Source organism: Maricurvus nonylphenolicus (genome assembly GCF_042854845.1).
Lineage (GTDB): Bacteria > Pseudomonadota > Gammaproteobacteria > Pseudomonadales > Cellvibrionaceae > Maricurvus > Maricurvus nonylphenolicus.
In genome coordinates, this window is the sequence record NZ_AP031498.1 from 833,514 (window position 1) to 859,063 (window position 25,550).

Here is a 25,550-nt window from a genome sequence, read left to right on the forward strand (position 1 = left end):
ATAAAATACATGCAAAAGCATAGTGCAGATCTTGTGATTATTGGTTGTGGCGCAGCGGGTTTAAGTTGTGCCTTAACCGCATTGGAAGCCGGTTCCAGTGTGATTAATATTGAGCGATCCCCTAAAGATATCATGGGTGGCAACACCCGCTGGACCGAAGCCAACCTGCTGTTAAACGGCGGTCCAGATCAGGAAGGTTTTGAATTACACGATACCTTCTATATGTCTTATGCCATGATGAACAAAGGCTTCCACGTTGATCCGGATATCGAAGCTGAAACGGTTAACGATTACGAAAACTGGTCGCCTTTGGCCAAAACCACACCGTTTGTTGACCCGGAGTTGCTGGGCACCTTTGCCGAAGCCGTGCCGCCGACTTTAGAGTGGCTGACGCAGCAAGGTGTGCAAATTAATCCGAAGGAAACAGAAACCATTCCTTTCTGCCTGCCAACACTGCCTTACGTGAAAATTTACGGTGGTGGTTTGTCGATCATTGAGAATCTGGTACCGAAGATTGAAGCTCAAGGCGGCGAGTTCCTGTTTGAGACCACGGCACACAAACTGATCGAAGAAAACGGCACGGTTGTGGGTGTTCGCTGTAGCGGCAAAGATAACGAGACAATTGAAGTTTACGGTAAGGTTGTGCTGGCCTCTGGTGGCTTTGAGGGTAACCCACAGATGCTCGCACAATTCGGGGGCCAGGAAACCCGATATATGCGTCCGGTTGCTAAAGGTGGTCACTACAACAAAGGTGAAGGTCTGCGCATGGCGATGGATGTTAATGCCTGTGCCGCTGGTGACTGGTCCGATTGCCACCAGCAGGTGGTTGACCCGCGTACCGGTCTGCAGGAAGCCATGGTTAACGTTTGGCCCTTTGGCATTATGGTCAACCAGAAGGGCGAGCGTTTTATGGATGAGGCACCGAACAACTATTTTGAATGGCAAGAAGATGTGCCTGCCGAAATTACCCGTCAGCCCGGTGGTATTGGTTACATCATTTACGATCAGAAGCTGGAAGATGATACCGAGTGTGGCTGGAAGTACGGTATCCGTACCGACAAGCCGCCGGTTAAAGCAGACTCTCTGGAAGAGCTTGCTGCATACATGATGATCCCGGTTGCCAAGCTGAAGAAAACCGTTGAAGACTACAACAATGCCTGTGTGAATGCCGACAAGGTTAATCGCATGCTGGGTGGTTTTCGCGATGGCGCCATGGACTTTGAGAAGATTGATATCGTCAACGACCAGTTGTTTGATGGTGCGGGTACCGAAGGTGTTTTCCCGCCGAAGGAAAACTACGCCGCCCCGATCGATACACCGCCTTACTACTGCTACCCGGCGATTTCTTCTATTTGTTTCACCCATGGCGGTCTGCGCACCAACGGTAAAGCCCAGGTGATTAATTCCAGTGGTGAAGTGATTCCGGGGTTGTATGCCGCCGGTGAAACCGTGGGCATGCATTACGGTGTCTACACGGTAGGTACCTCGGTATTGCGCGGTTTGTGTTTCGGTCGTATTGCCGCACAGCACGCCTCCGCTTAACTACCGATTTGTTCCCTAAACTGTTTGGGCGTGACATCAAACCACGCCTTAAATGCCCGGTGAAAGGTGCTGGCATCCGAGTAACCGAGTTGTTCTGCAATGCTATCAACATCGAGGCGTTGTGATACCAATAGCTCCAGGGTGCGCTCTTTCAACAAACTTTCTTTCAGTTGCCGAAACGATGTGCCCTGTTCTTTTAAATTGCGCTGCAAACCCCGGTGATGAAGATCCAGTTGGGCGCTTACATCTTCAATACTGACTTGCGCCGGTTGCTCGATATCAATCGCGCTTTTTATCTGATCGATCAGATGTTGACCGGCGCGCTTGGCTCGTAATAAACCTTCCGCATAACCTAAAGACAGTTGATATAGATGCTCATCGCGTCCGACGATGGGGGTATCAAGATCAGCGCTGGGGATACGTATTGCCAGATTGCCTTCGCGCGTTTCTACATCGCAAGCCAGCGCGTTGCTAATAGCGGCGGTATCCATGCCAGGAGGGACATAGAGTTTGTCAGCATTAATCCGATCATTGGAAACCGTTTTGACCATCATCAGCGTACTGGTAATAACCGACATTACCTGCTGAGGGTTAATACTGACCGAACTGGTTGCGGGGATATATTCATACTCAATAGAGGTATTGCTATCTGGTGATGGGTTGTGGATTCGATAATAACCACTTTCGCTGATCAGAGTTTGAAATTGCGCTACATGTTCAAGTGCAGCTCGGGTGGTAGGGCTGTGTAAGAGGATGGGCATTAACACGCCCGAGGCCCGTGGATTTTTGATCAGCCCGACGTTAACTCCCAGCAAAGGATCATCACATTGTTTCACTGCCCGGTGCCAGAGGGTTCGGGCGTCTACCAGATCCAGCTGATGGCCCTGGGCCAGCTTGCCGTCAGAAATTCCTTCAATACCTTTGCCCAAGGCATCCGTATCCAGCCCCAATTGGGCAAACGCCTGCAGCAAGCCGTTGATCCAAAGGTTATTAATATGAAGATGTTCCATAACGACAAGATTGCCATAGGCGTACACCGTTTGGCTATATAGGTGTCGCAAAGTGCAAATAAATTGCGCAAATCACTAATGCCAGCCTACAGATAAGAGCGCATAGTTAGATCCTGAGGATGTAAATAACAGCGACGGAGAGAGAATAAAAAGGGGCAGCTGATGACATTACAGATTTCACCTACCGACGGGGCCTGTGGTGCCGTAATTGAGGGACTGGATTTATCCCAGACTCTGGATTGCGACACGATTAAAGACATTCGCCAGGCTTGGCTCAAGTACCATGTCTTGGTCTTCCCTGAGCAATCGATCGACGATGATGATCTGGAGCGCTTTAGCCAGTACTTTGGTGAGTTCGCCGGTGACCCTTATATCGCCTCGATCGAAGGGCGCGAAAATATTATCGAGCTAAGGCGTGGCGCCGATGAAACCACGCCGATTTTTGCCGACAGTTGGCACACCGATTGGAGCTTTGGTAAACAACCGCCTGCGGCTACTATTCTGCACGGTTTAAAAATTCCACCCCATGGGGGCGATACCGGTTTTATTAATCAACATAAAGTTCTTAAAGATATGCCGGCTGAATTACGTGCGCGTTTGGAGGGCAAATACGCGCTGCATTCTGCCAAGCTGGCCTATGCCCCCGATGGTTTATACGGCGAGAACGAGGGTGAAACCGGACGTGGTTTTAAAATTAAAACCTCGGAATCTGCCAATGATGTACAACCCCACCCAATCATTCGCAAGCACCCGGAAACCGGCGAGGAAGCCGTTTACGGCACCTTTGGATATATCATTGGTATTCAGGGTATGGCGCCGGAAGAAGAGCAGCAGTTGTTAATGGATCTCTACAGCTGGCAAACCCGCGAAGAATTCCAATACACCCACAAGTGGCAACCGGGTATGGTGGTGATGTGGGATAACCGTTCGGTACTGCATAAAGCCAATGGCGGTTATGAAGGTTATGAAAGAATCCTGCACCGAACGGTAGTCGCCTAATCTCCCCTGATTAAGCCACCTCGTTAGAGGTGGCAACAAAACTGACCGGTCTGATATCGGTATAGTTTTTCACATCCATTGTCACTTCACGTCCTGCCGCTTTCATGCAAGTCTCCAGTGCCTGGCGGTCTTCAAACGTAAGTTCAGTGATGGCCTTGTAGGGTGGTTCTTCACCCTGCAGGCCTGGCTGCAATATTTTGACTTCGATATTGCCCAAACCATGCGGCGTAAAAGCCGATTTAACCAGCGGTATATGTTTGCTGAGGAAGTAGTCTTCATCAAAGGTGGCGCTGGCCGTGTTCTCGTAGCAGATATGCATCTTGATCGTCATAGTCAATACCTTTGCAGCTTTGTATTCATGTGTATACTTATGTTTATACCTTATATGTAGTAAATATAAGGGTTTATATTCTGTTTATATCCATTTACTCATATTCTGTTGACAGAAAAGTATACAGCAGTATACATTAATTTAAAAAGACAGCAATGAGAGGTGAATTTCAGTGACTTACGTGGGTAAGAGTTTTAAGGCCTTGGCCTTGGACGCACACTATGATGCGATCGTTATAGGTTCAGGTATGGGCGGCTTGAGTGTATCTTCGGTACTGGCACAAAAGGGCAAGAAGGTGTTGTTGCTTGAGCAACATAATATTATTGGCGGCTGTACCCATGCCTATGCCAGGAAGGGCTATGAGTGGAATATCGGCTTGCACTATATCGGCGATATGCACAGTAAAAGCACCATGACCCATAAGTTGTTTGATTATGTCACCCAGTCCGGCATCGATTGGCAGCCTATGCCCGAAGTCTATAACCGTATCTATGTGGCCGGTAAAGAGTATCCGTTTTATCAGGGCGCGGGTGCTTACGCTGCCAATCTCAAAGAATATTTCCCGCAAGAATCGGCGGCTATTGATGAGTATATGCGCCTGATGCAGTTGGCTGTCAGTACCTCGCGAAAATACTTTGCGTTAAAAGCGATGCCATCAAAACTCAGCGAGCAGCTGCACGATGAGTTGGCTGGGCCATTTATGGACTACGCCAATAAAACCACCTACGAGGTGTTGTCCTCGCTGACCGATAATCAGGAATTGATTGCCGTTATCTGTGGTAACTACGGTGATTACAGTTTGCCACCCAAGCGCAGTGCGTTTGCCATGCATGCCATGTTGGTACGCCACTATATGGAGAGTGCTTATTACCCGAGCGGTGGCGCGGCCTCACTGGCGAAAAGTATTGTGCCCATTATTGAAAAAGCCGGTGGCGATGTTTTTTACAGTGCCGAGGTGGAAACCATTTTGATGGATGGTGAGAAGGCCATTGGGGTAAAGCTCAAGAGTGGCGAAGAGATTTCGGCAAGCACGGTCATCAGTAATGCGGGTGTGAATAATACTTTCGCTAAGCTGGTACCTGAGGCCAGTCAGCATAAAACCACTTTGATGGATGGTTTGGATCAGGTTGAGCAAGCCTACTGCGCTGTGGGTTTAAATATTGGTTTTAATAAAAGCGCAGAAGAGCTGGGTCTGCATGGGGCTAATATTTGGGCGCATCCGAGTAACGATCTAGACGGTAATGTCGAACGCCATAAGCGCGATTTTAATGCGCCTTTCCCGTGGAGTTTTATTACCTTCCCATCAGCTAAAGATCCAAGTTGGGATGAGCGCTTCGAGGGAAAATCCACCATTGAAATGTTCTGTGCCACGGATTTTGAGCACTTTAAACAATGGTCAGGCACGCCATGGAAAAAGCGCGGTGAAGACTATGAAGCGTTAAAGCAGGATATTGCCCAGCGAATGTTTGCTGAGTTGTATCGCTATGCTCCGCAGCTTGAAGGGCATGTGGATTATTTTGAAGTCTCTACACCGGTGACCTATCAAAACTTCCTGCGTCGCGATACCGGTAACTTTATGGGTATTGAGGCCTCGCCAGAACGCTTCCAGCAGCAGTGGTTGCGGGCAGATACCCCCATTGATGGCCTCTACCTTACCGGTCAGGATGTAACCACCGATGGCGTTATCAGCGCCTTAATGGCCGGTGTTATCACCTCATCACGGATCTTGGGTGAGGATATCGCCGGAGAAATTGCCAAGGGCTAGCGGAATCCATCGATGACAAGAGGGTGAAGTGGCGCCAGTTGCTGTAGAATGCGCGCTACAAGCTCACAAACTTATCAAATCCCTTATTTGAAATTATGGCAGGCAACAAAAAAGACAGCGGCAGCACCAAAGAGAGTATTCTGCGGATTGCGTGCGAAAAGTACCTGGAGTCTGGTGACAAGGGCCTCAGTATGCGAAGTATTGCCAAAGAAGTGGGTATTACGCCCATGGCGATTTACCGCCACTTTGAAAATAAAGAGGCGTTGCAGCAGGAGCTGTTGATGGAGGCGTTTCGTACCTTTTCCCGTTACTTGTATGCGGGGTTAAAAGGTGCGGACGCTAAAGAACGTTTCTTTTTAACCGTTGATGCCTATCTGGATTTTGCTGCCGAGCAGAGTGCCTACTTCGAGCTGATCTTCCTCACGGTAAACCCCATGAATAACCTTAAGATGCAGGAAGTGATCAAGGAGGAATCCCTGCCTTCTTTCCGCTTCTTAATGGATCGGGTACAAGACTGTATTAGCGAAGGTTATTTTAAAGACGGCAATGTCTACGAGATATCCGTGGCTATGCTGGCCCAGAGTACAGGCTTGGCCGCGTTACATTTGTCCCACAACTTTGATTGGTCTACGGGGGATGCCAAGGTGATGCAGCGGAAGGTGTTTGATCAAATTTTGTCTGGCTTTTTAGCCTAAAAAGCCCCTCCTGATGCAGAAGCGTTTCTGCAACAGGAGGAGATAAAAGCGCCAGGAGAGACCGGCCAAAAGCTACAGCAAAAAAATGTGGGTAGAGTGCCTCAGTAGTTAGAACTGAAAATGTTGTGCGTCTAATGCCATCAGACTTTCTGCACCGGCGTTGATAGTTTCCACACAGGTTCTTGTTCTCGGTAACACGTGGTCGAAATAAAATTGCGCCGTTGTTAATTTTGACTGATAGAAGTCCTTGTCTTCACTACCTTCATCCAGCTTACGTGATGCCGCAGCCGCAGCTTGAGTCCAGAAGTAAGCCAGACAAATGTAACCGGAAAACATAAGGTAACTCACCGAGGCAGCACCGATTTCGTTGGCATCGGTTAAGGCCTTGTCACCAATCGTTTTGGTCAGTCGATGCCATTCTTCGATTAGCTGATTAAGTTTATTGATATAAGGCTTAATCGTTTCATTGCTCGACTCGTTTTGACAAAAAAACTGAATCTGATCGGTAAATGTTTTCAGCATTACACCGCCGGAGCCCAGCACTTTTCGGCCTAATAAATCCAGTGCCTGTACACCAGTCGTGCCTTCGTACAGCATGGAAATACGGGCGTCCCGTACGTTTTGTTCCATGCCCCATTCACGAATATAGCCGTGACCACCAAAACACTGTAACCCCAAATTGGCGGATTCGAATCCGGTTTCAGAGGCAAAGGCTTTGCCGATAGGGGTCATCAAGTCAAGCAGGTTTTTGGCTTGCTGGCGTGTTTCTTTATTCTGACCGCGTTCAGATAAATCCAGCTGCTTTGACAGAAAATACACCAGCATGCGATTGCCTTCGGCGAAGGCTTTTTGTGTTAGCAGCATACGTCTGACATCCGGATGAACGATAATAGGGTCTGCAGGCCCTTGCGGATTTTGTGGTCCATTAGGGGCGCGCATTTGTAAACGCTCGCGAGCATAGGCCAGAGATTTCTGAAACCCCAGCTCTGCATGGGCAACCCCTTGAGTCGCAGTAGCAATGCGGGAAGCATTCATAAAGGTAAACATCGCCATTAAGCCGCGATTGACATCGCCTAATAGATAACCGGTGGCGCCGTCAAAATTCATCACGCAGGTCGCGCTGGCTTTAATGCCCATCTTGTGTTCAATGGAGCCGCAGTACACGCTGTTACGCTCACCTAAATTGCCTTCGGCATCTGACATTACTTTGGGCACGATAAATAACGATATACCTTTTGTGCCCTGCGGGGCATCGGGCAGGCGGGCCAGCACAATGTGGACAATATTGTCTGTCAGATCGTGCTCGCCGCCGGTAATAAAAATTTTGGTGCCGGTAATGGCATAACTTCCATCAGTCTGAGGTTCTGCTTTGGTTCGCAGTAAACCCAGGTCGGTGCCACAGTGAGGCTCTGTCAAACACATGGTGGCATTCCATTCGCCCTCAATCAGTTTGCGTTCATACAGATCGCGCTGCTCAGGTGAACCAAAGGCGGCTAGCGTTTCAATAGCTCCAGACTGACCGCCGGTATACAGGGCGAAACCCATATTGGCGGATGCCGCCAGTTCACCGGTGATATGGCTTAAGGAAGAGGGTAGTCCCTGACCACTGTAATCAATATCGCTGGACAGAGAAGGCCAGCCGCCCTGAGCATATTGCTGATAGGCAGCTTTAAAACCTTTGGGCGTTGTGACCTCGCCATCTTGCCACTGACACTCTTCTTCATCGCCACTGCGATACAGGGGAACTAGAGTGTTCTCACAGAGTTTGCCAAACTCTTCCAAAATAGCATCTACGACTTCCGGTGTTGCATCCTCTCCGCCGGGTATAGTGGCGTAGTGATAGCCGAAATCGAGTACGTCGTTCAAGGCAAAGCGAATGTCGCGTAAGGGGGCTGTGTATTCAGTCATAATATCTAACCTTTATCGTTACCCGAAGAATGGTATTAGCTATTCGGCAGTTCTATGCCGTGGTGTTGCATGGCTTGCAGGGCAAACTTCATGGATTGTTCACTGGCGGCTTGCATTTCTTTTTCACCCTCACGGGCATAAATTGCTTCAGTGTTTGCCTGTACGGCTTCAGGGGTAAGTTGGTCCGGTGCAATATAGGTACCCTGGGTTTCATAGAGGTGAGTACTGGCAAAACCGCCGGCACCGGCACAGAGGATCTGACGATTGGGGGCATCTTCAGCGCAGAGTGTCATTACACCAGCCGCGACCACCTCGGGTGTCATCAGTTCGAACATTTCCTTGGGGATAAGTTCTTCGGTCATGCGAGTACCCGCCGCAGGTGCCAAGGCATTGACCTTGATATTATGTTTCGCGCCTTCAATCACCAGTGTATTCATTAAGCCCAGTACCGCCATTTTGGCGGCGCCGTAGTTGGCCTGGCCGAAGTTGCCATACATACCACTGCCGGAAGTGGTCATGACGATACGGCCATAACTTTGTTCACGCATAATATCCCACACGGCTTTAGTGCAGTTGACCGAACCCATCAGGTGAACATCCATCACCAATCGAAAATCATCCAGTGACATTTTGCTGAAGGTTTTATCCCGTAAAATCCCGGCGTTATTAATCAGGATGTCTACACGGCCCCAGCGCGCCATGGTTTGCTGAACCATATCCTGCACTTCAGTAAAGTCGGCGACATTGGCATCGTGTGCCATAGCTTCACCGCCGCGCTCTTCAATTAATTTCACAACAGCTTGCGCTGCTTCTGAAGACTGGCCGCTGCCATCGCGTGAACCGCCCAGATCATTAATGACAACTTTGGCCCCTCGTTCAGCAAGAAACAGGGCATGGGCTTTGCCTAAACCATTTCCGGCACCGGTGACAATAGCCACCTGATTATCGAATCGAATACTCATAACGTTAAACCTTTAATTAATCTCTCTCGTTAGGCGATGACTAGGCATAACCATTCGGCAATCATTGCAGGGGTATTTTCGCCTTCAATCTCAACCGTAACGCTGTAGGTCAACAGATGTTGGCCAGGGGCCTTTTCGTCAACTTCTGTAATACTGGCTTGCGCTCGAATACGGGCGCCCATTTTTACCGGGTTGAGAAAACGAATTTTGTTAAAACCATAATTCAGACCCATTTTCATGCCGTCGACTTTTACAGAAAAACTTTCCGCAAAGTGGGCGATCAGCGACAGCGTCAACATGCCGTGGGCGATAGTGCCACCGAAAGGTGTCTCAGCGGCTTTTACTGGATCAACATGAATAAATTGATGATCCAGTGTGGTGTCAGCAAACTGGTTAACCTGCTCCTGAGTCACCTCAAACCATTCACTGGGTTCTGATTGATGACCAACCAGCGACGGCAACTCATGACTTTTTACTGCGTTCATTGCTATCGCTCGTTAAAAAATTTCAAAAAGACCGGCAGCGCCCATACCGGCACCGACACACATGGTGACGACGGCGTACTTAACACCGCGGCGTTTACCTTCTAACAATACATGGCCCACAGAGCGCGCGCCGGTCATGCCGTAGGGGTGGCCAATGGCAATCGCGCCGCCGTTTACATTGTATTTTTCTGGATCGATACCCAGTTCATCACGGCAGTACAAACACTGAGAGGCAAAGGCTTCGTTTAATTCCCACAAACCAATGTCATCAATGCTCAGACCTGCACGTTGTAGCAGTCGAGGTACGGCAAGCACGGGGCCAATGCCCATTTCATCGGGCTCACAACCGGCGGTGGCAAAGCCACGGAAAGCGCCGAGAGGTTGCAGGTTCTGGCGTGCGGCTTCTGCCGCTTCCATCATAATGACGGTGCTGGCGCCGTCGGACATTTGGCTGGAGTTACCGGCGGTGACGGTTTTTCCCGCTTTGATGGTCATGCCATCTTTAAAGACTGGTGCCAGAGCGCTTAAGGATTCGAGGGTGGTATCCGGGCGGTTACATTCATCGCGGCTGACTGTGTGTTTGACTAGTTCAGTCTCGCCACTGTTTTTATCAAACTTGGCCCACTCAACAGCAAGCGGCACAATTTCTTCATCAAACAAACGGGCTTCTTGCGCCGCTGCATTACGCATCTGGCTTTGCAGGGCGTATTCATCCTGCGCCTCGCGGCTGATGTTGTAACGTTCGGCGACCACTTCGGCGGTTTCCAGCATCGACATCCACAACGCCGGGTGCGTTTTCATCAGTTCCGGTTCCACCAACTTATGCATATTCATCTTGCCCGACATTTGCACCATGGAGATGGATTCCACACCGCCGGTGGCCAAGACGGGTACTCCTTCATTGATAATACGGCCAGCTCCAAAGGCGATGGCTTGCAAACCGGAAGAACAGTAACGGTTTACCGTAACGCCCGAGTTGCTGACGGGGCAGCCCGCTTTAATGGCGGCGTTGCGACCAATATTGGATCCCGTTGCACCTTCTGGCAGGCCGACACCGAGAATCACATCTTCTACTTGCTCAGCAGAGATACCTGCACGGCTAATGGCGTGTTGCAGGGTATGGCCAGCCAGGGTTACCGGGTGGGTGTTGTTAAAACTTCCGCGGACGGCTTTGGTCATCCCGGTGCGTGCGGTGGATACGATAACGGCTTCGCGCATAGGTCTGTTCTCAGGTAAACGGTATGGAGTTATTAAAACGATTGCTCTTATGCTTTTGCTTGGCTCCTGTGGGTATAAATATACTTGTTTGAAGCAAGCAAATAAAACTATAGCGGTTTTTTTTAGGCTTGCCAAGCCAGGCGGTTTACCGGGAGCTGCCTTGACCCGGCTCGGTTGATACGGTTTACTTGCGCGAAACAACTGTATTCAGCCTTAATCTCTATGTCGTCAACGCCAACTTCCGAATCCTCTACCACGCCTGTAAAAGCTCAGCGCCGAACTCACCTTGAGCGTACAGAGCTCTCTGACAGTCGCATGTTTGAGGCAACCGAAGCCTTGATTCTTGAGGTGGGCACGCAAAAAACCACCTTGAAAGAAGTGGGGGAGCGTGCCGGTTATAGTCGTGGGCTGGCAAACTCCCGCTTTGGTAACAAAGAGACGTTGTTTCTGAAGCTTGCAGATCGCTGTCGCGATATCTGGGTGGAAGAGGTGCAGAGTGTAGCCGGGAATAAGCAGGGCCTGGCGGCATTAGTCAGCCGGATGGACGCCATTGCCTCCTATGTTAATCAGTATCCGGATGATGCCCGGGTGATGTATATCCTCTGGTTTGAATCCGTGGGTTCCTCCTCGGCGATGAAAGAAGGCTTGGCGGCGTTTCACCGCCAGGCCCGCAGGGATATTAAGCGCCTGGTCGAGCAAGCGCTGGACAATGGTGAGATAGCCGAGGATATCGATGCGGATCATTTCGCCATGCATTTTATTTCCACCATGTTTGGCCTGAGTTACCAGTGGGTGGTTAACCCAGAGTCTGTGGATATCGCCAGCTTGATGGGCGATATTAAGCGTCAGATGTTACTGATCTTGCGTCCAACGGCATGATTGCCGAGCAGTGAAACCTGCTTTAACTTTTCTATCCTTTTCAATCGGTTAGCACTTTTTATGGTGCGATCCGAACGAACTTACGCGGTTAAGAGAAAATTTTCTTATTGACTTATCGTTAAGCGAGCGATAATTTTATTTAAAAATATACTTGTTTGAGGCAAGCAAATTTCTTCTGGCATAGTCTCAGTAAAGGATTCCGACATGAATAATCTGGCGGGCCAACGCCCATTGGAACAAACCGAATGTAAGCGTCTAGTGCTGGAACGAGACGGCAAAACCTTGATTGTTCATCTCAGTACCGGCCATAAAGCCAATGCCTTTTGCCTGGAAACCATGCAGGAATTGACGTTGTTGGCCAATGCGGTTGCAGAGGATATGGATATCGCGGCAGTGATTCTTACCGGGCAGCCGCAGATCTTCAGTGCCGGTATGAACCTGAGTGACCCCAGTGTGCTGGATCCAGCCAGTGTAGATCTGCAGCAATTACGCCGTGGGGCCGCGATCGGTGCCAAGATGTGCCGGGCCTGGGAAGAGATTGAGGCAATCACGATTTCTGCCATTGAAGGTGTTTGTGTCGGTGCCGGTGTGGCGCTGTCCTTAGCACTGGATTTACGCGTGTGCGCACAAGTCAGTGTTCTGTATGTGCCTGAAATTGAAAGGGGCATGAATATGAGCTGGCAAAGTGTACCGCGAAGTGTGAATTTAATTGGCCCGGCAAAAACCAAAAGAATGTTTGCTCTGGCCGAGAAGGTATCGGCTCGGCAGGCTTTCGATTGGGGTTGGGCTGATTATCTCAGTGAACCGGGTAAGTCTCTTGAAAAGGCTCTGGAGATTGCAAAGGGCGTTGAAAAACTGCCTCCGATTTCAGTGCGCATGTGCAAGCAATCCATCAATGTCGCGGCAAATGCGCTTAACCATGCGGTGAGTTATATGGATGCTGATCAACTGGTAGTAACTCAGCACAGTGAGGATTATCAGGAGGGGATTCAATCGTTTTTGGAAAAACGTGATCCCCATTATCAAGGTAAATAACAAGGCAGCGTAAATAACGCTGCCATCCTGGCTTGAATGCGATTCTGATGTTCAAGCCACAGTAAATGAATTGAAGTAAATCCGACGGGACTAGGTGTTTCCGGTCTGGGGGGGATTGCGCCTAAAAACATATTTGTTTGCGTCAAGCAATTATATTTTTAGGCGTATTTTTGTAGAGAGGCAAAGCATGTTGATCACTCAGATCATTGAGCGTAACGCTCAAATTTATAACCAACAGTCGGCATTGCTGGAACTGAATTCGATCGATATTTGGAATCTTTCTTTGCGGTCTTTATGCGTTTTACGAGGTATGAGACTAGCTTGTCGACTTTTCCCCAAGTCGCTGAACGCGGAATAAATTATTTATGAACCCTATCAATACAGGAGGACCTTTCTGACTGCGATAAACCCAGTATGTGACTCACATAGAAAATAGAGTGAAAACAGAGAGAAAGCAGATCGAAAACACGACGTATTATAAAAATATCTGAAGAGAGCGTTCTATGAAAAATTTAACTGAAATCTATCCTCGTCTTGGCAGTCATACCAGTGTTCTTACGCTGGGATTGGTACTGGCAGGTACTGGTTTTAGCTCGGTAGCTGAAAATGCTGGAGGCAATGCATTATCAGCCTTGTTGGAAGAAGTGGTTGTTACCGCGCGTAAGCGGGAAGAGTCAGCACAGGATGTCCCTCTGTCGGTCAGCGCTTATGGCAGTGATCAGCTGGAGGCGATGAAAGTTCGAGATCTCACCAGTTTGTCTGTGGGTATGCCCAATGTTGCGTTGGATGATGTGGGGACGACAAAAGGTACGGCAAATTTTTCTATTCGCGGTTTGGGGGTTAACAGCTCAATTCCCTCCATTGATCCTACCGTTGGTGTGTTTGTTGATGGCGTTTATATGGGCCTCAATAACGGTATTATTTTTGATACCTTCGATTTGGAAAGCGTCGAAGTGCTGCGTGGTCCACAGGGTATTCTGTTTGGGCGCAACGTTACCGGTGGTGCGGTTCTGCTAAATACTAAATTGCCCGGTCAGGAATTTGAAGCCAGTGCGCGCGTAACCCTTGAGGGTGGCGGGGAAGGCCTGAATAAATATGTGATGGCTAATGTCAGTGGGCCGCTGACGGAAACGCTGGCGGCAAAATTGGCCGTCTATACCAATGATGACGATGGCTGGTTTAAAAACGAGGCGACGGGTAAAGAGCATGGTAAGGCGGATACCGATATGGCCCGTGCAACCCTGGCTTGGGATGTCAGTGAAGACCTTAGCATTGTTGTCCGTTATGAATACAGTGAATCAGAGAATGACGGTCCTGCAGCGCAAAACCATACCAATGCGTCTGGTGTGAATCCTACCCTTGCCTTTGGTCAGCCAACCTTTGATCGTGACAGTCACAAGTTCGCGATTAATGAAACCGGCTATTTAAATTCTCGCACTAATTTCTTCAGTACTCAGGTTGATTGGGATGTGGGCTTCGGTAATGGCACCGTTACCAATATCTTTGGCTGGCGTGACTATACGTCAGAAGCCCTGCTGGATGTTGATGGCACCGCGCTTTCTATTTTTCATTCTCAGGCGTGGACCGATGCCGAGCAGTTTAGTAACGAATTACGTTACGCCGGAACATTTAACGATAACCTGACGCTGACCACGGGTTTGTATTACTTCACCAACGAAATTAATTACTCAGAGCGTCGACTCATTAGCGGCGGCACAACCACCCAAGACGGCGGCGGTGATTATGATGTTGAATCCATGGGTGTCTTTATTGCCGGCGATTATGATGTTACAGAAAATCTTACCCTCTCGGCAGGTGCCCGTTATACCAAAGAGGAAAAAGAAGCTGACATCGCATCTCTGAATCTTAATGTTAACTCGCCCTGTAATGTTGTAAGCGGCACCTGCGACTTTGACTTCCAGGATGATGAAGAATGGACCAGCTTTTCACCCAAATTGGGCTTCAACTATCACATCAGTGAAGAGGTCAATGTGTATGGTCACTGGTCTCGCGGTTTCCGTTCGGGTGGTTATAACCTGCGTAATACCGCAACCGATCCAGATAATGGCCCGGGTCCTTTCGACGAGGAGCAGGTGGACAGTTTCGAGCTGGGCTTCAAAATGTCGCTGGGTGAGCGCGGTCGTTTAAACGGTGCGATCTTCTACAACGACATTCAGGATATGCAGCGGGAAATTAATGAGGCGGACGGACTTGGCGTTGTTCAAATTATACGTAATACGGCGGATGCTGAGCTATACGGCATAGAGTTGGATAGTACCTACGCCTTGACCGATCAGCTGGTTTTAACCGCGTCAATCGGCTGGCTCAATGCTGAATATACCGATGTCAGCTTCGATCTGAACGGTGATGGCAATGTCGACAGTCTGGATGAGAAGCTTGATATCCCCCGTGCCGCAGAGCTTACTTACAGTGTTGGCTTGACCCATGAAATGCCAATCGGCGACTGGGGCTCCATGTCATCACGTATTAATTACGCCTACCGTGATGATTCGGCCTATACCGATAACAATCTCGGTTATATCGATACTCAGAGAATTTTGGATGTGGGTGTTGATTTCTACTCTAATGACGATCACTGGGTGATTGGTCTATACGGTAAAAACTTAAAAGATGAAGTGAAGCATGGTGGCGATACACAGTTATCTTTTGGGACGTTTTCGCCGTTAAGTAAAGGAACAACATACGGCGTTGAGGTGACTTACAACTACTAATGCTTAAACTGAGATAGTTGCCAATCATTTGGCGACTATCTAACGAAATAATAATAAAAATAATGGTCTTCATGTCATGAAAAATAAAAAAGTAAATTATTTCTCTTGTTTCATTTCTTGCTGTATAAAAGTACGTGTTTTTCGAGCGGCTTTAATGTTTGGTGTATTCTGTGGGGTTTCTGCGGATGCTATATCTTCACCTTATAGTGAGCTGATAGTATTTGGGGATAGCTTATTAGATAGTGGTCAATATGTAGATCCTGCTGCTCCTGGCTCAGGATTGCGTTTTACAGAACCTGATGTGCTGGGAGTGACTGGTCAGGTAAACACCCAGCGATTGGCTGAGCTACTGGGACTTGGGTATTTAGGACCTTCGACACCGTTAGATACCGATGTGGTGGTTGGTACTAACTATGCTGTTGGTGGTAATCGCACAGACGAAATTTTATCGTCGATTGTTGATGTAGATGGTTCTGTTGTCATTGGGGCCAAGCTTGGTGGTTTAGGTATTAATACCCGTAATGGGTACTTGGTGGATAATCCTAGAATTGATGGCAATACATTAGTTGTTATATCTGGTGGAGCCAATGATATATTTCAGGGGGCTGTTACTGATGCGATATCAGCAGGTATTGCAGCAAATAATTTACGTGTAGGTATGGAGGCTTTGTCAGAAGCTGGCGCTAACTACATTATGTATGTCACTCTGCCAACATTCGAATATTTGCCTCTTGCTACAACACTATCAGCGACGCCTGGTGCTGCTGAAGCGCTAGTCGGTGCGCTTGATTTATTTCAGGTTGCCGCCTATGAAGCACTACGTAATACGAGTGCAAATATAATTCCAATTGATTTGGCAACGTTAACGACTGAGATCCTTCAAAATCCGGAGAGCTATGGTTTCGCCAACTTAGGGAGTGAGTTGTATACCACATGTTATCGAAGCGTTTTTACAGGTGGCGCACCCTGTGTAGAGAATACGACTTACGGTATCAATAGTGCAAATCCTGATCCCAGTAAGTTACTGTTTGATGATGCTGTTCATCCTACTTCGGCTTTCCACCAAATTTTAGGCGATCTGTCGTTTTCTCTCCTTCAGGCTCCAGCTGAAGTTAGTCAGTTACCACGTATGGCTGCCAACGCAGTTCATAGCAATATATCTCGCTTGCAGCAACAGTTACGGGTGTTGCCGCGCGGAGATGCAGGAACCATTGGTAAGTGGGAGTTGCTCACAAACTTGGAAGCTGGTGAAATAAAGTACAGGAATAATTTCAGTGCAGCTGACGCAGAGCAAAGTCATGATATGGGTTCGATTGGTATACGTTATGGTATTGATAGTCGGTGGAGTGGCGGTGTCATGCTGGATATATTTAATGATGAACTGAAAACCGGAAGCTCGAAGTATCCTATGAAGGGTTATGGTTTAATGGCATTCGGACAGTATCATCATCAAAACTGGTTTCTGGATATTATGGCTGGTGTAGCTCATGTCGACTTTAATGATGTAGAGCGTGGAATTCAATTGGGGCAGCATCACCGTACAGAAACAGGGAGTACTGATGGCTCGGTTTACAGTTTTGCTACCGAGGCAATCTATAACCTGGCACCTGATATAAGTCAGTTCTCCTATGGCCCACGTGTTAATTTTCGATATCTAAGATCTGAAGTTGATGGTTATAGTGAAAAAAGTCAGCGTTCCACTTCGTTACGATTTTATGATCAAACTCAGGAATCGCTAACATCAGAGATAGGTGCGTTTATGAGGTTCGTAACCCCTAATAACAAGTTGACGATAAATACGGAAGTGGGTTTAAGGCATGAGTATCATGATGATGCCGAGATGTTACGGATGTCTTCTCGATCATTAAATTTAAATAGCTATGAGCTCCCGGGAGTTCAGCAGGATTCTGATGATGAATTATCCTTGTCGATTTCTGCAGGTTATCGATTGTCTAATGAAGCATTGCTGACCGCTAGTTATCAGTATGTTGATGGGGACGATAAGAGTACATCAATCAATATAGGTATGGGTTTGAGGTTCTAGTATATATTTGGAGCATTAATTCAATGAAGAGGATTACCAATCTTGAGGAAAGGTGCTAAGAATCAAGAGGTAATTCTCATGCTGCCTTTATGAACGGAGTTCTTACATTTTCTGATCGCTATGTTGGGGTAAACTTGTATTGCAAGATTTATGGGGTTAATACTCTTGGTTTCTGTAAATTAAGTTTGGTGCGTATTTTCTGCAACTTGCCATTGTTTTCCATGATCTTAATATGGTTGGTGAAGTTGTCAATAAATGTTTTTGGTAGCTTGTGATCAAGCATAATAAAAATGTTGCTGAAGAGTCTTAAATGTTCGGGTAATTCGAGAGGGTATAGGTCTGATTCAGTTAGGGACAGGTTGTCCAGATTCCAAAATACCGTGGGTGCACTTGCTATAATGAAATCTGTGCGCTCGCTTATCAACATTTTAACAGCAGAAAATAATGATGGTGCGCTTTTCTTGTTGAATTTCAACTCTTTTTGAAGTTTTGTGAAGCCAGTGTAATGGAAATTTCTAGTGATGAGTACAGTTTTGTTTTCTATGCTGTTGAGTGATGAATAGCGATTTCTGAATTTTTTATTAGTCCACAGCTTTATTTCAAATCCGGCAATAGGAATGGCGATAGCGCTTTTACTAATAGCTTCGACAGGAGCTTCTTCAAGACCTATTAAGGTGACTGATCCATCAGTGCTAAAGGTAATCCAGTTTTTTATCTCCTCTTTGGCGACTTTCTCTATTATCCTGAGAGTGGGAAGAGTGATTGTTTGTACCTGTAAATTTTTTTTGTTCTCAAAGGATTCTACTAGCTGATTGATAAGCCCGGACTTTGAGCTTGGTGTAGGTGAGATTGATGAATTGGAGATAAAAGGTCCCATGGATTCTTCGGGAACGAGCAGCTTTAAGGGGATGCGGGTTTCAGCCTGAGATAAAGCTTGAGATCCATACAATAAACAGCAGGTACAAACTGACCAGCACAAAAGGAGGAAGGTGTGCCTGTAATACGTGCAGTGTTTGAACATAGGTAAACGGCGGTTTGATGTGAATAGTGTTAGTTTAGTACCGCTTTAGATGTATAGCCACCAGATAAAAAAACCTCTGATTAGCCTGAGCTAATCAGAGGGTGCACTGCATTAAAAATGCTAAGAGAGTTAGAAGCGGTACTGGCCTTCAATCGCAAAACTGCGTGGTCGTGCCATAGTTACGAATAAGCCGGTTTGTGATTGCGTTAGGGCGCCTGAGTAGTTGTAGTACTCGCGATCGGTCAGGTTTTTACCGGTCAGGGCGATTTGCCATTTGTCATCACTGGCTGCCAGGGCAATGCGACCATTGATCAGCGTCATACCCGGCATCTCGGTGCGAGGGTCCAGGTTTTGTGATGTGTAGTGATTGTCTTTAAAGTTGGCATCCAGGGTGGAGCGTAATTCCATACCCTCGCCAACATAGGCTACATGGTTGGCACTGAGGTTAAAGGTCCATTCAGGTGTAGAAACATTCTCTTTGCCGGTGTAATCGCAGTTACCTGGGGATGTTGGGCTGGCAGGTAAATTACCTGCACCATTACAGGCTGCTGCGGTGTATTCGGTCCACTCGAAATCCAGGTAGCTCAGACTACCCGACAGGGTAATGCTTTCGGTGGCGCGCCAGCGGCCGTCCAGTTCCAAACCGCGTACACGTGCTTCACCGGCATTCTGTACGGCATAACCAAAAGTACCGTCATAGACACTGACTTGCATGTCTGTGTATTCGGAGTGGTACATGGCGATATTTAATTCTGCGGCGCCATCCAGTAACCACATTTTTGCACCTAGCTCGATGGTTTCGGCTTCCTCTTGATCAAAGAAGAAACTGTCGCCACCCAGCTGGGTGCCTGACTTGCCAGAGAATGCATTGGTCGACGTCCAGCCATTAATACCACGCGCATCAAAACCTGCAGCTTTGTAACCTTCTGAGTAATTGGCATAGAGCATCACATCGGGCGTGATGTCGTACTGCAGACTAAAGCTTGGCGTCCAGTTTTCTTCGCTGTAATCATCTTTCAGATTGTGATCAGCCAGGTTGAACTCAGAGGCGGCAGCATCTGACAGGAATGCACCACCTCCGATAGGTACATCAGCCGCCAGTGTACCTGGGAAGGCTTCTGAATAGGTGACCTGAACTCGCTCACCATCCTTTTCGTCGTGGGTATAACGCAAGCCGACATTGAGTCGTAATTCCTCACTAATATTCCACGTCATCTGACCGAAAGCTGCATAGGTTTCTGCTTCCTGAGCAAAGTCACGATTAATGCTGACATCCATAAGACCTACAGGCAGACTGCTAAGAACATCCAGTCCCAGGGCTGATACCCTTAAGGTCGGGTCTTCCTGATATTCCTGTTCAGAGGTTTGATAAAAGACACCAACGATATAGTCGATGGTTTCACCGCCTGGAGAAGTTAAGCGCAGCTCCTGGCTAAATTGCTCGAAATCTTCAGCCATATTAATTAACAGCATATCAACTTCGGTACCATCACCGTCGTAATTCTCGTCACGGTATTCATATTCATTGTATGCGGTAATGGAGGTCAGAGTGTGATCACCTAATCCATACTCCAGACTCAGGACAAAATTGTCGCTATCAAATTCAAGCTCGTTGTCGGCATCAATCCAGGTGTCATAACCCACCTCAGCGGTGGTTTGTGTCAGAGCTCCATGGGTGCCAATGGCCGCCAAGGTTGGGTAAACACCGAAATCGATAACTGTGATGGGGCGAGCCTTGCGATCAAGACGGGTGATTTCTGTTTTAAAGTCGGCAGACAAATCACCGGCTTCCCAGGCGAGGCTGAGGCGAGCAACTTGCTCGTCTTGACTGGGAACCTCTTCGTCGAGGGTAATGTTATCCATATAGCCATCTTCCTGGCGATCGCGAATGGCCAGGCGTGCGCTAAGGGTGTCGGTTAATGGTCCGGATAAGACCGCGTTAGCTTCGGTGCCGCCAAACTCTGGTGTGTAAGACAGGCCAACCATACCTTCAAACTCATCGGTGGGCTTGGCACTGATTAAGCTAATGGCGCCAGCGATGGAGCTTTGGCCAAACAGAATACTCTGAGGGCCACGCAATACTTCTACACGTTCAAGATCCATAAACGCCGCTCGGGATTGCAAACTACGGCCGGCATAAACACCGTCGGAATAGGTCCCTACAGATTGCTCAAAACCCTGATTGGAACCGGAGCCAATACCGCGAATAAATAATTGCGGCGTCAGGGTGCCATCAACAACGTGAAGGTTGGGTACATAGGAAGAAAGATCCTGCATGTTTTCAATGCCGGCATCATCCAGTTTTTCGCCTCCAACGGCGGAAACAGAGATAGGTACATCCTGCAAACTTTGCACACGTTTTTGTGCAGTAACCACAATTTCTTCCAGAGCAAAGCTCTGAGAGTCTTCGGCGTGAACCTGTGGGCTTGCTAATGCATAGGTACAGATGGCAGCTGACAGTAGTGATTTTTTAAAGGTATGTTTATCGAGGTTAGGTTGTTTGGCTCTAGATGGATTCATGATAAAAACTCTCTGTTTTATAATTTTGTGCGGCGATCTAGGTGATTGCTGATTTCGCTCATATTCACGTCAGTGATTGATCTCCCTTAAACAATACTGACGAAGTAAAAATATAAAGTGTGCCGGAATTATCTCTATGACCTACTAGGTCATAGGCAATAGCCGGCGGTTGTTGGGGTTAGGTTATTGCGCCAACCTTATGCAAATTTTGTATATCCGCGTCGGACAACCCAAGTTGTGTTAATACGCTTTCGGTATCGTTTCCTTCTGCGTGTGGCGCATCAGGCGTGTCACATATACTTCGACTAAAGCGTGGTGCGGGTGCGGGTTGGACGATACCGTCGATATCTATGTAGGTTTTGCGGGCTTGGTTATGTGGGTGCTTGATGGCTTCTTCATAGTTAAGCACGCCAGCTACACAAGCATCACTGCCTTCAAAAATGTCTACCCATTCATCGCGGGTTTTGGTTTTGAAAATCTCTTCAAGTGTAGATTCGATCTCGGGCCAGCTTTCAGGATTATTCTGTTGCTGGATAAAATGACTGGATATGCCTAGTGTGGTCACAAGCTCCGCGAAGAAATGTGGTTCAATGGGGGCGACGGAAACAAAGTTTCCTTCGGCGGTTTCATAGGCCCTGTAATAAGGGTGACCGCCGTCGAGCACATTGTTACCACGCTCTGTCGACCAAAATCCCAGTCGACTTAAGGTATAAAATACACTCATCAAATGGGCAGAACCGTCACTGATCGCAGCATCGACAACCTGTCCCTTGCCGGATTTTTGTGCTTCCAATAACGCGGCTAACATGCCCATGACTAAAAACAGACTGCCGGAGGCAAAATCCCCAACAAGGTTTAAAGGCGGCACAGGTCTGTCTTTCGAGCCAATCGCTGCAGCGGCACCTGTCAAGGAAATATAGTTTAAGTCGTGGCCTGCGCTTTGGGCTAAGGGACCGGTTTGTCCCCAACCGGTCATACGTCCATAAACCAGTGCAGGGTTTTGTTCGAGACACGCTTCTGGGCCAAAGCCCAGGCGTTCGGCAACACCGGGACGGAAACCTTCAAAAATAGCGTCGGCACCTTTTACCAACTTCAATAAGGTTGCCAGCCCCTCAGCCGATTTTAAATTCAGGGCAATACTTTTTTTACCGCGTGAATGAATATCCAATGCCGATGGCGGGGCAATAGAGTTAGGTTTGGAGGCGCGTTCTACGACGATGACTTCAGCGCCCAGGTCGGCCAGAATCATGCCCGCATAGGGGCCTGGCCCTATACCTTTTATTTCAATGATTTTGAATCCACTGAGTGGTCCCATAGTGATGTCCTTTGGTCAATAGGAGAGCGCCATTCCCGCAAGCGCGGGAATGTAATGCATAGGAAATAAAGAGAGAAAGTTTATAGACGCTAATTAAGCGCCTAGTAACTCGCGACCAATGATCAGTTTCATGACTTCGCTGGTGCCGGCAAAGATGCGCGATACCCGTGAATCGGCATACGCGCGTGCTACCGGGTATTCCCACATATAACCGTAGCCACCGTGCAGTTGTACACACTCGTCGACAACGCGACCCTGAAGCTCGGAGGTCAGCAGTTTGACTTTGGCGGCAGAGGTGCTGTCGAGCTTACCTTCAACGTGTAGCGCCAGGCAGTGATCGACGTATACCCGTAAGGCGCTGACTTCAGCATCAAGCTCGGCCAGTTTAAATTGGGTATTTTGGAAGGTGGCCAGCGGTTTACCAAACGCTTTACGCTCTTTTACATAATCCACAGTTTGTTGCAGCACGGCTTCACTCACGCCTTGGGAGCACAGTGCAGTAGACAAACGTTCCTGCGCCAGTTCCTGCATCAGAATCATAAAGCCTTGGCCTTCTTGACCCAGCAGATTTTCCTTGGGCACACGGACATCGTTAAAGAAAAGCTCTGAGGTGTCCTGGGCTTTCATACCGACTTTTTTCAGAATTTTGCCCTTCTCGAAACCCGGCATACCATCTTCTACCAGTAATAAGCTGATACCTTTACCGCCCGCGCTTGGATCGGTTTTTGCTGCGACAACAATCAGATCGGCCAGTTGACCATTGGTGATAAAGGTTTTGGAGCCGTTAATGACATACTCATCACCGACCAGCTCTGCTGTCGCGGTCATGCTTTGCAGATCAGAACCAATACCGGGTTCGGACATGGCAATAGCAGTAATGATTTCACCGCTGACACATTTGGGAAGGTATTTTTGTTTCAGGTAATCGGAACCGTTGTTTTCGATATAGGGCACAACAATGTCAGAGTGCAATGTCCAGGCAATACCGGACAGGCCCAGGCGGGCAATTTCTTCAGCACAAATGGCGTTATAGCGAAAATCTGCAGCCACGCCACCGTACTCTTCGGCGACCAGAGGGCATAGGAATCCCTGCTCACCAGCCTTACGCCATAGCTCACGGCTAACCTTGCCGTCTTCTTCCCATTGTTCCTGGTAGGGAACAGCTTCGGTTTCCAGAAAGCGTCGTACATTCTCACGAAACAGTTCGTGTTCAGGCTCGAAAATGGTTCTAGGGATCATAGTCTTCTCGCATCTATAGTCTTGTAAACATTGAGACGGACCATAGCCAATGGATGTCAGTCCGCTTGAATACTATGCTAGGTAGCGAGTAGTAAGCCTTCTATAACCTGACAGGTCATAGCCTTATAATCCCTGCTATTTATAGTAAATTCATCAATAGCAACATAATGAGCGGGAGCTCTAAAGATGACAGCGATAAAAACACCCTTACAGATGCTTGAGCACTGGGCAGCGACCTTTCCCGATCAGGTATACCTTAGGCAGTCTACAGGTAGCGATTGGATTGACTATAGCTGGTCGCAAGTGGCTGACAGGGTTAAGCGTTTAGCGACCTATATTGTAAAAAAGGAGTACCCTGCCGGATCTCGTATTGCTATCTGGTCATCGAATAGTGCTGATTGGTTTATCGCTGATTTAGCCATTATGCTTTCTGGGAATATCAGTGTACCTGTTTATCCTGCTCAGGATTTAGAAACGGCGGGTTACATTCTTAAGCATGCTGAGCCAAAGATGTTGTTTGCGGGGCAATTTGAACAAGCGGCAAATCTTCGAGAAGTGCTTCCTGAGCAAACTGACACGGTTGCTATACGAGGTGCAACTAGTGAATGTGATGTGTCGCTGGAGGTGATCATTGCCGAGACGGCATCTCAGCGAGCGTTTCCGCAACCAGCGTTAGATGATGTTTGTACCATTATTTATTCTTCGGGTACCTCCGGTAACCCTAAAGGCGTTATGCATAGCTACCGTTCGGTGTCTGAAACGGCGCCGTTGTTAGCCGCTACCTATGGCAGACCTAAATATGAAGCAGAAGGGGATGAGCGTGAGAGTGCTATCTCGTATCTGCCGTTATCCCATGCCGCAGAGCGATCGCTGCTGGAAATAACCAGCTTGTACCTGAATTCCCGAGTATCGATTTCTGCCGGGTTGGAGTTTTTCGCCAAAGAAATTCACGATACACAACCCACCTTTTTTGGTGCCGTACCACGGATATGGCACAAATTTAAAGAAGGTGTTGAAGCCGCGTTAGCCGCGCAAGGTAAATCGATTGAAACCGATGCTGACAGGCTGATGGTGCGCGAGATGCTTGGCTTAGGCCAGACCAAGACATGTATTACCGGGTCGGCGCCGGTTGCTGCCGCATTACACCAGTGGTATGCGGCGATTGGTTTGCAATTGCGAGAGTCATACAGTTCGACAGAAACTTTTGCCCATGGTACCTATTGGAATTCGGATGATCCTGCCATTCCAGGTTGTGTGGGTAAGCCTTGCCTGGGTGTTGAGGTGAAGCTGGATGAAAACAATGAGATTCTGTTTAAGAGCCCAAGTTTGATGAAGGGCTATTACAAAGAACCAGAGAAAACCGCTGAAGTGATAAAGGATGGTTGGTACGCTTCGGGTGATTTGGGACGTATGGATGAAAATGGTAATCTGTGGATCACCGGCCGTGTGGGCAGTATTTTTAAAACCAGTAAGGGTAAGTTTATTAACCCTGAAAAGTTGGAAAGAGAAATATATAAACTGCCCAGTGTTGATCAAGCCTGTGTCTTCGGTCATGGCATGGCGCAGCCGGTTGCGGTGGTTAATGTCGCGGAAAGTGCTGCAGGTAAAACAGATGATGAAATTAAGGCTTATTTCACCGAGGAGCTTGGCAAACTGAATGATGCACTTCCAGCGCATGAGAGAATGTCCGCGTTATTAGTAGAGCGAAAAGCCTGGACCGTTGATGGTGGTGTGCTAACGCCAACCTTAAAAATAAAACGCAAAGCGTTGGAAGGCGCTTATCGCGCAAAGCTGGGTGACAGTGTTTCAGGTGTTATTGTTGAGGAAGGGTAAAGAGAAGTGAACTAACC

The 25,550-nt window shown here is 48.0% G+C and carries 19 protein-coding genes; 9 read left to right on the forward strand and 10 right to left on the reverse strand.

What is annotated here, in order from left to right; translation table 11 throughout:
- Positions 1-9: 9 nt before the first annotated feature.
- Entirely contained in the window at positions 10-1,542 is a 1,533-nt protein-coding gene (locus ACGHZ6_RS03520) for an FAD-binding protein (RefSeq protein ID WP_390617413.1), read from the forward strand.
- Here the strand turns inward: ACGHZ6_RS03520 and ACGHZ6_RS03525 are convergent.
- Complete coding sequence (locus tag ACGHZ6_RS03525; protein ID WP_390617414.1) at positions 1,539-2,552, reverse strand: helix-turn-helix domain-containing protein; 1,014 nt, start codon at positions 2,550-2,552, stop codon at positions 1,539-1,541. The genes ACGHZ6_RS03520 and ACGHZ6_RS03525 overlap by 4 nt on opposite strands.
- A 162-nt stretch (positions 2,553-2,714) precedes the next feature.
- Here ACGHZ6_RS03525 and ACGHZ6_RS03530 point away from each other — a divergent pair, with 162 nt between their 5' ends.
- Entirely contained in the window at positions 2,715-3,551 is an 837-nt protein-coding gene (locus tag ACGHZ6_RS03530; protein WP_390617415.1) for a TauD/TfdA dioxygenase family protein, read from the forward strand.
- Between the two features lie 10 nt (positions 3,552-3,561).
- On the opposite strand, the gene ACGHZ6_RS03535 is transcribed toward ACGHZ6_RS03530, so the two are convergent.
- A complete protein-coding gene (locus tag ACGHZ6_RS03535; protein WP_390617416.1) occupies positions 3,562-3,882 on the reverse strand; it encodes an EthD family reductase in 321 nt (106 codons plus the stop codon).
- A 172-nt stretch (positions 3,883-4,054) separates the two neighbouring features.
- On the opposite strand from ACGHZ6_RS03535, the gene ACGHZ6_RS03540 reads away from it, so the two are divergent.
- Both ACGHZ6_RS03540 and ACGHZ6_RS03545 read left to right on the forward strand, forming a co-directional pair.
- Positions 4,055-5,647 carry a phytoene desaturase family protein gene (locus ACGHZ6_RS03540; protein WP_390617417.1) on the forward strand — a complete coding sequence of 531 codons (1,593 nt, stop codon included), beginning with the start codon at positions 4,055-4,057 and terminating at the stop codon, positions 5,645-5,647.
- Between the two features lie 95 nt (positions 5,648-5,742).
- The gene (locus tag ACGHZ6_RS03545) at positions 5,743-6,342 is read left to right on the forward strand and encodes a TetR/AcrR family transcriptional regulator (protein WP_390617418.1); all 600 of its coding nucleotides are present in this window, start codon (positions 5,743-5,745) and stop codon (positions 6,340-6,342) included.
- 108 nt (positions 6,343-6,450) lie between these two features.
- Here ACGHZ6_RS03545 and ACGHZ6_RS03550 read toward each other — a convergent pair whose 3' ends face one another.
- Genes ACGHZ6_RS03550 through ACGHZ6_RS03565 form a run of 4 tightly spaced genes read right to left on the reverse strand, consistent with a single transcriptional unit; the run spans position 6,451 to position 10,915 of the window.
- Entirely contained in the window at positions 6,451-8,250 is a 1,800-nt protein-coding gene (locus ACGHZ6_RS03550) for an acyl-CoA dehydrogenase C-terminal domain-containing protein (protein WP_390617419.1), read from the reverse strand.
- 35 nt (positions 8,251-8,285) lie between these two features.
- Complete coding sequence (locus ACGHZ6_RS03555; protein WP_390617420.1) at positions 8,286-9,212, reverse strand: SDR family NAD(P)-dependent oxidoreductase; 927 nt, start codon at positions 9,210-9,212, stop codon at positions 8,286-8,288.
- A 29-nt stretch (positions 9,213-9,241) separates the two neighbouring features.
- Complete coding sequence (locus ACGHZ6_RS03560) at positions 9,242-9,697, reverse strand: MaoC family dehydratase (protein WP_390617421.1); 456 nt, start codon at positions 9,695-9,697, stop codon at positions 9,242-9,244.
- Positions 9,698-9,709: 12 nt separating this feature from the next.
- Positions 9,710-10,915 carry an acetyl-CoA C-acyltransferase gene (locus ACGHZ6_RS03565; RefSeq protein ID WP_390617422.1) on the reverse strand — a complete coding sequence of 402 codons (1,206 nt, stop codon included), beginning with the start codon at positions 10,913-10,915 and terminating at the stop codon, positions 9,710-9,712.
- A 222-nt stretch (positions 10,916-11,137) separates the two neighbouring features.
- Between ACGHZ6_RS03565 and ACGHZ6_RS03570 the strand changes: the two genes are divergently transcribed.
- From ACGHZ6_RS03570 to ACGHZ6_RS03585, 4 genes are all read left to right on the forward strand, one after another.
- Complete coding sequence (locus ACGHZ6_RS03570) at positions 11,138-11,794, forward strand: TetR/AcrR family transcriptional regulator (protein WP_390617424.1); 657 nt, start codon at positions 11,138-11,140, stop codon at positions 11,792-11,794.
- A 204-nt stretch (positions 11,795-11,998) separates the two neighbouring features.
- Entirely contained in the window at positions 11,999-12,829 is an 831-nt protein-coding gene (locus tag ACGHZ6_RS03575; RefSeq protein WP_390617425.1) for an enoyl-CoA hydratase/isomerase family protein, read from the forward strand.
- Between the two features lie 503 nt (positions 12,830-13,332).
- On the forward strand, positions 13,333-15,561 hold the full coding sequence (locus tag ACGHZ6_RS03580) for a TonB-dependent receptor (protein ID WP_390617426.1): 2,229 nt from the start codon (positions 13,333-13,335) through the stop codon (positions 15,559-15,561).
- A 76-nt stretch (positions 15,562-15,637) separates the two neighbouring features.
- On the forward strand, positions 15,638-17,605 hold the full coding sequence (locus tag ACGHZ6_RS03585; RefSeq protein WP_390617427.1) for an autotransporter outer membrane beta-barrel domain-containing protein: 1,968 nt from the start codon (positions 15,638-15,640) through the stop codon (positions 17,603-17,605).
- Positions 17,606-17,753: 148 nt separating this feature from the next.
- Here ACGHZ6_RS03585 and ACGHZ6_RS03590 read toward each other — a convergent pair whose 3' ends face one another.
- From ACGHZ6_RS03590 to ACGHZ6_RS03605, 4 genes are all read right to left on the reverse strand, one after another.
- Positions 17,754-18,482, reverse strand: a complete 729-nt coding sequence (locus ACGHZ6_RS03590; protein ID WP_390617428.1) for a hypothetical protein — start codon at positions 18,480-18,482, stop codon at positions 17,754-17,756.
- 273 nt (positions 18,483-18,755) lie between these two features.
- The gene (locus tag ACGHZ6_RS03595; protein ID WP_390617429.1) at positions 18,756-21,146 is read right to left on the reverse strand and encodes a TonB-dependent receptor; all 2,391 of its coding nucleotides are present in this window, start codon (positions 21,144-21,146) and stop codon (positions 18,756-18,758) included.
- A gap of 178 nt (positions 21,147-21,324) precedes the next feature.
- Positions 21,325-22,461 (reverse strand): CaiB/BaiF CoA transferase family protein, encoded by a 1,137-nt coding sequence (locus ACGHZ6_RS03600; RefSeq protein ID WP_390617430.1) that lies wholly within the window; start codon positions 22,459-22,461, stop codon positions 21,325-21,327.
- A 93-nt stretch (positions 22,462-22,554) separates the two neighbouring features.
- Positions 22,555-23,700 carry an acyl-CoA dehydrogenase family protein gene (locus ACGHZ6_RS03605; protein WP_390617431.1) on the reverse strand — a complete coding sequence of 382 codons (1,146 nt, stop codon included), beginning with the start codon at positions 23,698-23,700 and terminating at the stop codon, positions 22,555-22,557.
- A gap of 186 nt (positions 23,701-23,886) precedes the next feature.
- Here ACGHZ6_RS03605 and ACGHZ6_RS03610 point away from each other — a divergent pair, with 186 nt between their 5' ends.
- Positions 23,887-25,533: an AMP-dependent synthetase/ligase gene (locus tag ACGHZ6_RS03610; RefSeq protein WP_390617432.1), complete on the forward strand. Its 1,647-nt coding sequence runs from the start codon at positions 23,887-23,889 to the stop codon at positions 25,531-25,533.
- The last annotated feature ends 17 nt before the right edge of the window (positions 25,534-25,550 follow it).

Coding starts and splice junctions, on each gene's coding strand:
- ACGHZ6_RS03520 (WP_390617413.1), top strand. CDS start 10: ATGCAAAAGCATAGTGCAGATCTTGTGATTATTGGTTGTGGCGCAGCG.
- ACGHZ6_RS03525 (WP_390617414.1), bottom strand. CDS start 2,552: ATGGAACATCTTCATATTAATAACCTTTGGATCAACGGCTTGCTGCAG.
- ACGHZ6_RS03530 (WP_390617415.1), top strand. CDS start 2,715: ATGACATTACAGATTTCACCTACCGACGGGGCCTGTGGTGCCGTAATT.
- ACGHZ6_RS03535 (WP_390617416.1), bottom strand. CDS start 3,882: ATGACGATCAAGATGCATATCTGCTACGAGAACACGGCCAGCGCCACC.
- ACGHZ6_RS03545 (WP_390617418.1), top strand. CDS start 5,743: ATGGCAGGCAACAAAAAAGACAGCGGCAGCACCAAAGAGAGTATTCTG.
- ACGHZ6_RS03550 (WP_390617419.1), bottom strand. CDS start 8,250: ATGACTGAATACACAGCCCCCTTACGCGACATTCGCTTTGCCTTGAAC.
- ACGHZ6_RS03555 (WP_390617420.1), bottom strand. CDS start 9,212: ATGAGTATTCGATTCGATAATCAGGTGGCTATTGTCACCGGTGCCGGA.
- ACGHZ6_RS03560 (WP_390617421.1), bottom strand. CDS start 9,697: ATGAACGCAGTAAAAAGTCATGAGTTGCCGTCGCTGGTTGGTCATCAA.
- ACGHZ6_RS03565 (WP_390617422.1), bottom strand. CDS start 10,915: ATGCGCGAAGCCGTTATCGTATCCACCGCACGCACCGGGATGACCAAA.
- ACGHZ6_RS03570 (WP_390617424.1), top strand. CDS start 11,138: ATGTCGTCAACGCCAACTTCCGAATCCTCTACCACGCCTGTAAAAGCT.
- ACGHZ6_RS03575 (WP_390617425.1), top strand. CDS start 11,999: ATGAATAATCTGGCGGGCCAACGCCCATTGGAACAAACCGAATGTAAG.
- ACGHZ6_RS03580 (WP_390617426.1), top strand. CDS start 13,333: ATGAAAAATTTAACTGAAATCTATCCTCGTCTTGGCAGTCATACCAGT.
- ACGHZ6_RS03585 (WP_390617427.1), top strand. CDS start 15,638: ATGAAAAATAAAAAAGTAAATTATTTCTCTTGTTTCATTTCTTGCTGT.
- ACGHZ6_RS03590 (WP_390617428.1), bottom strand. CDS start 18,482: ATGGGACCTTTTATCTCCAATTCATCAATCTCACCTACACCAAGCTCA.
- ACGHZ6_RS03595 (WP_390617429.1), bottom strand. CDS start 21,146: ATGAATCCATCTAGAGCCAAACAACCTAACCTCGATAAACATACCTTT.
- ACGHZ6_RS03600 (WP_390617430.1), bottom strand. CDS start 22,461: ATGGGACCACTCAGTGGATTCAAAATCATTGAAATAAAAGGTATAGGG.
- ACGHZ6_RS03605 (WP_390617431.1), bottom strand. CDS start 23,700: ATGATCCCTAGAACCATTTTCGAGCCTGAACACGAACTGTTTCGTGAG.
- ACGHZ6_RS03610 (WP_390617432.1), top strand. CDS start 23,887: ATGACAGCGATAAAAACACCCTTACAGATGCTTGAGCACTGGGCAGCG.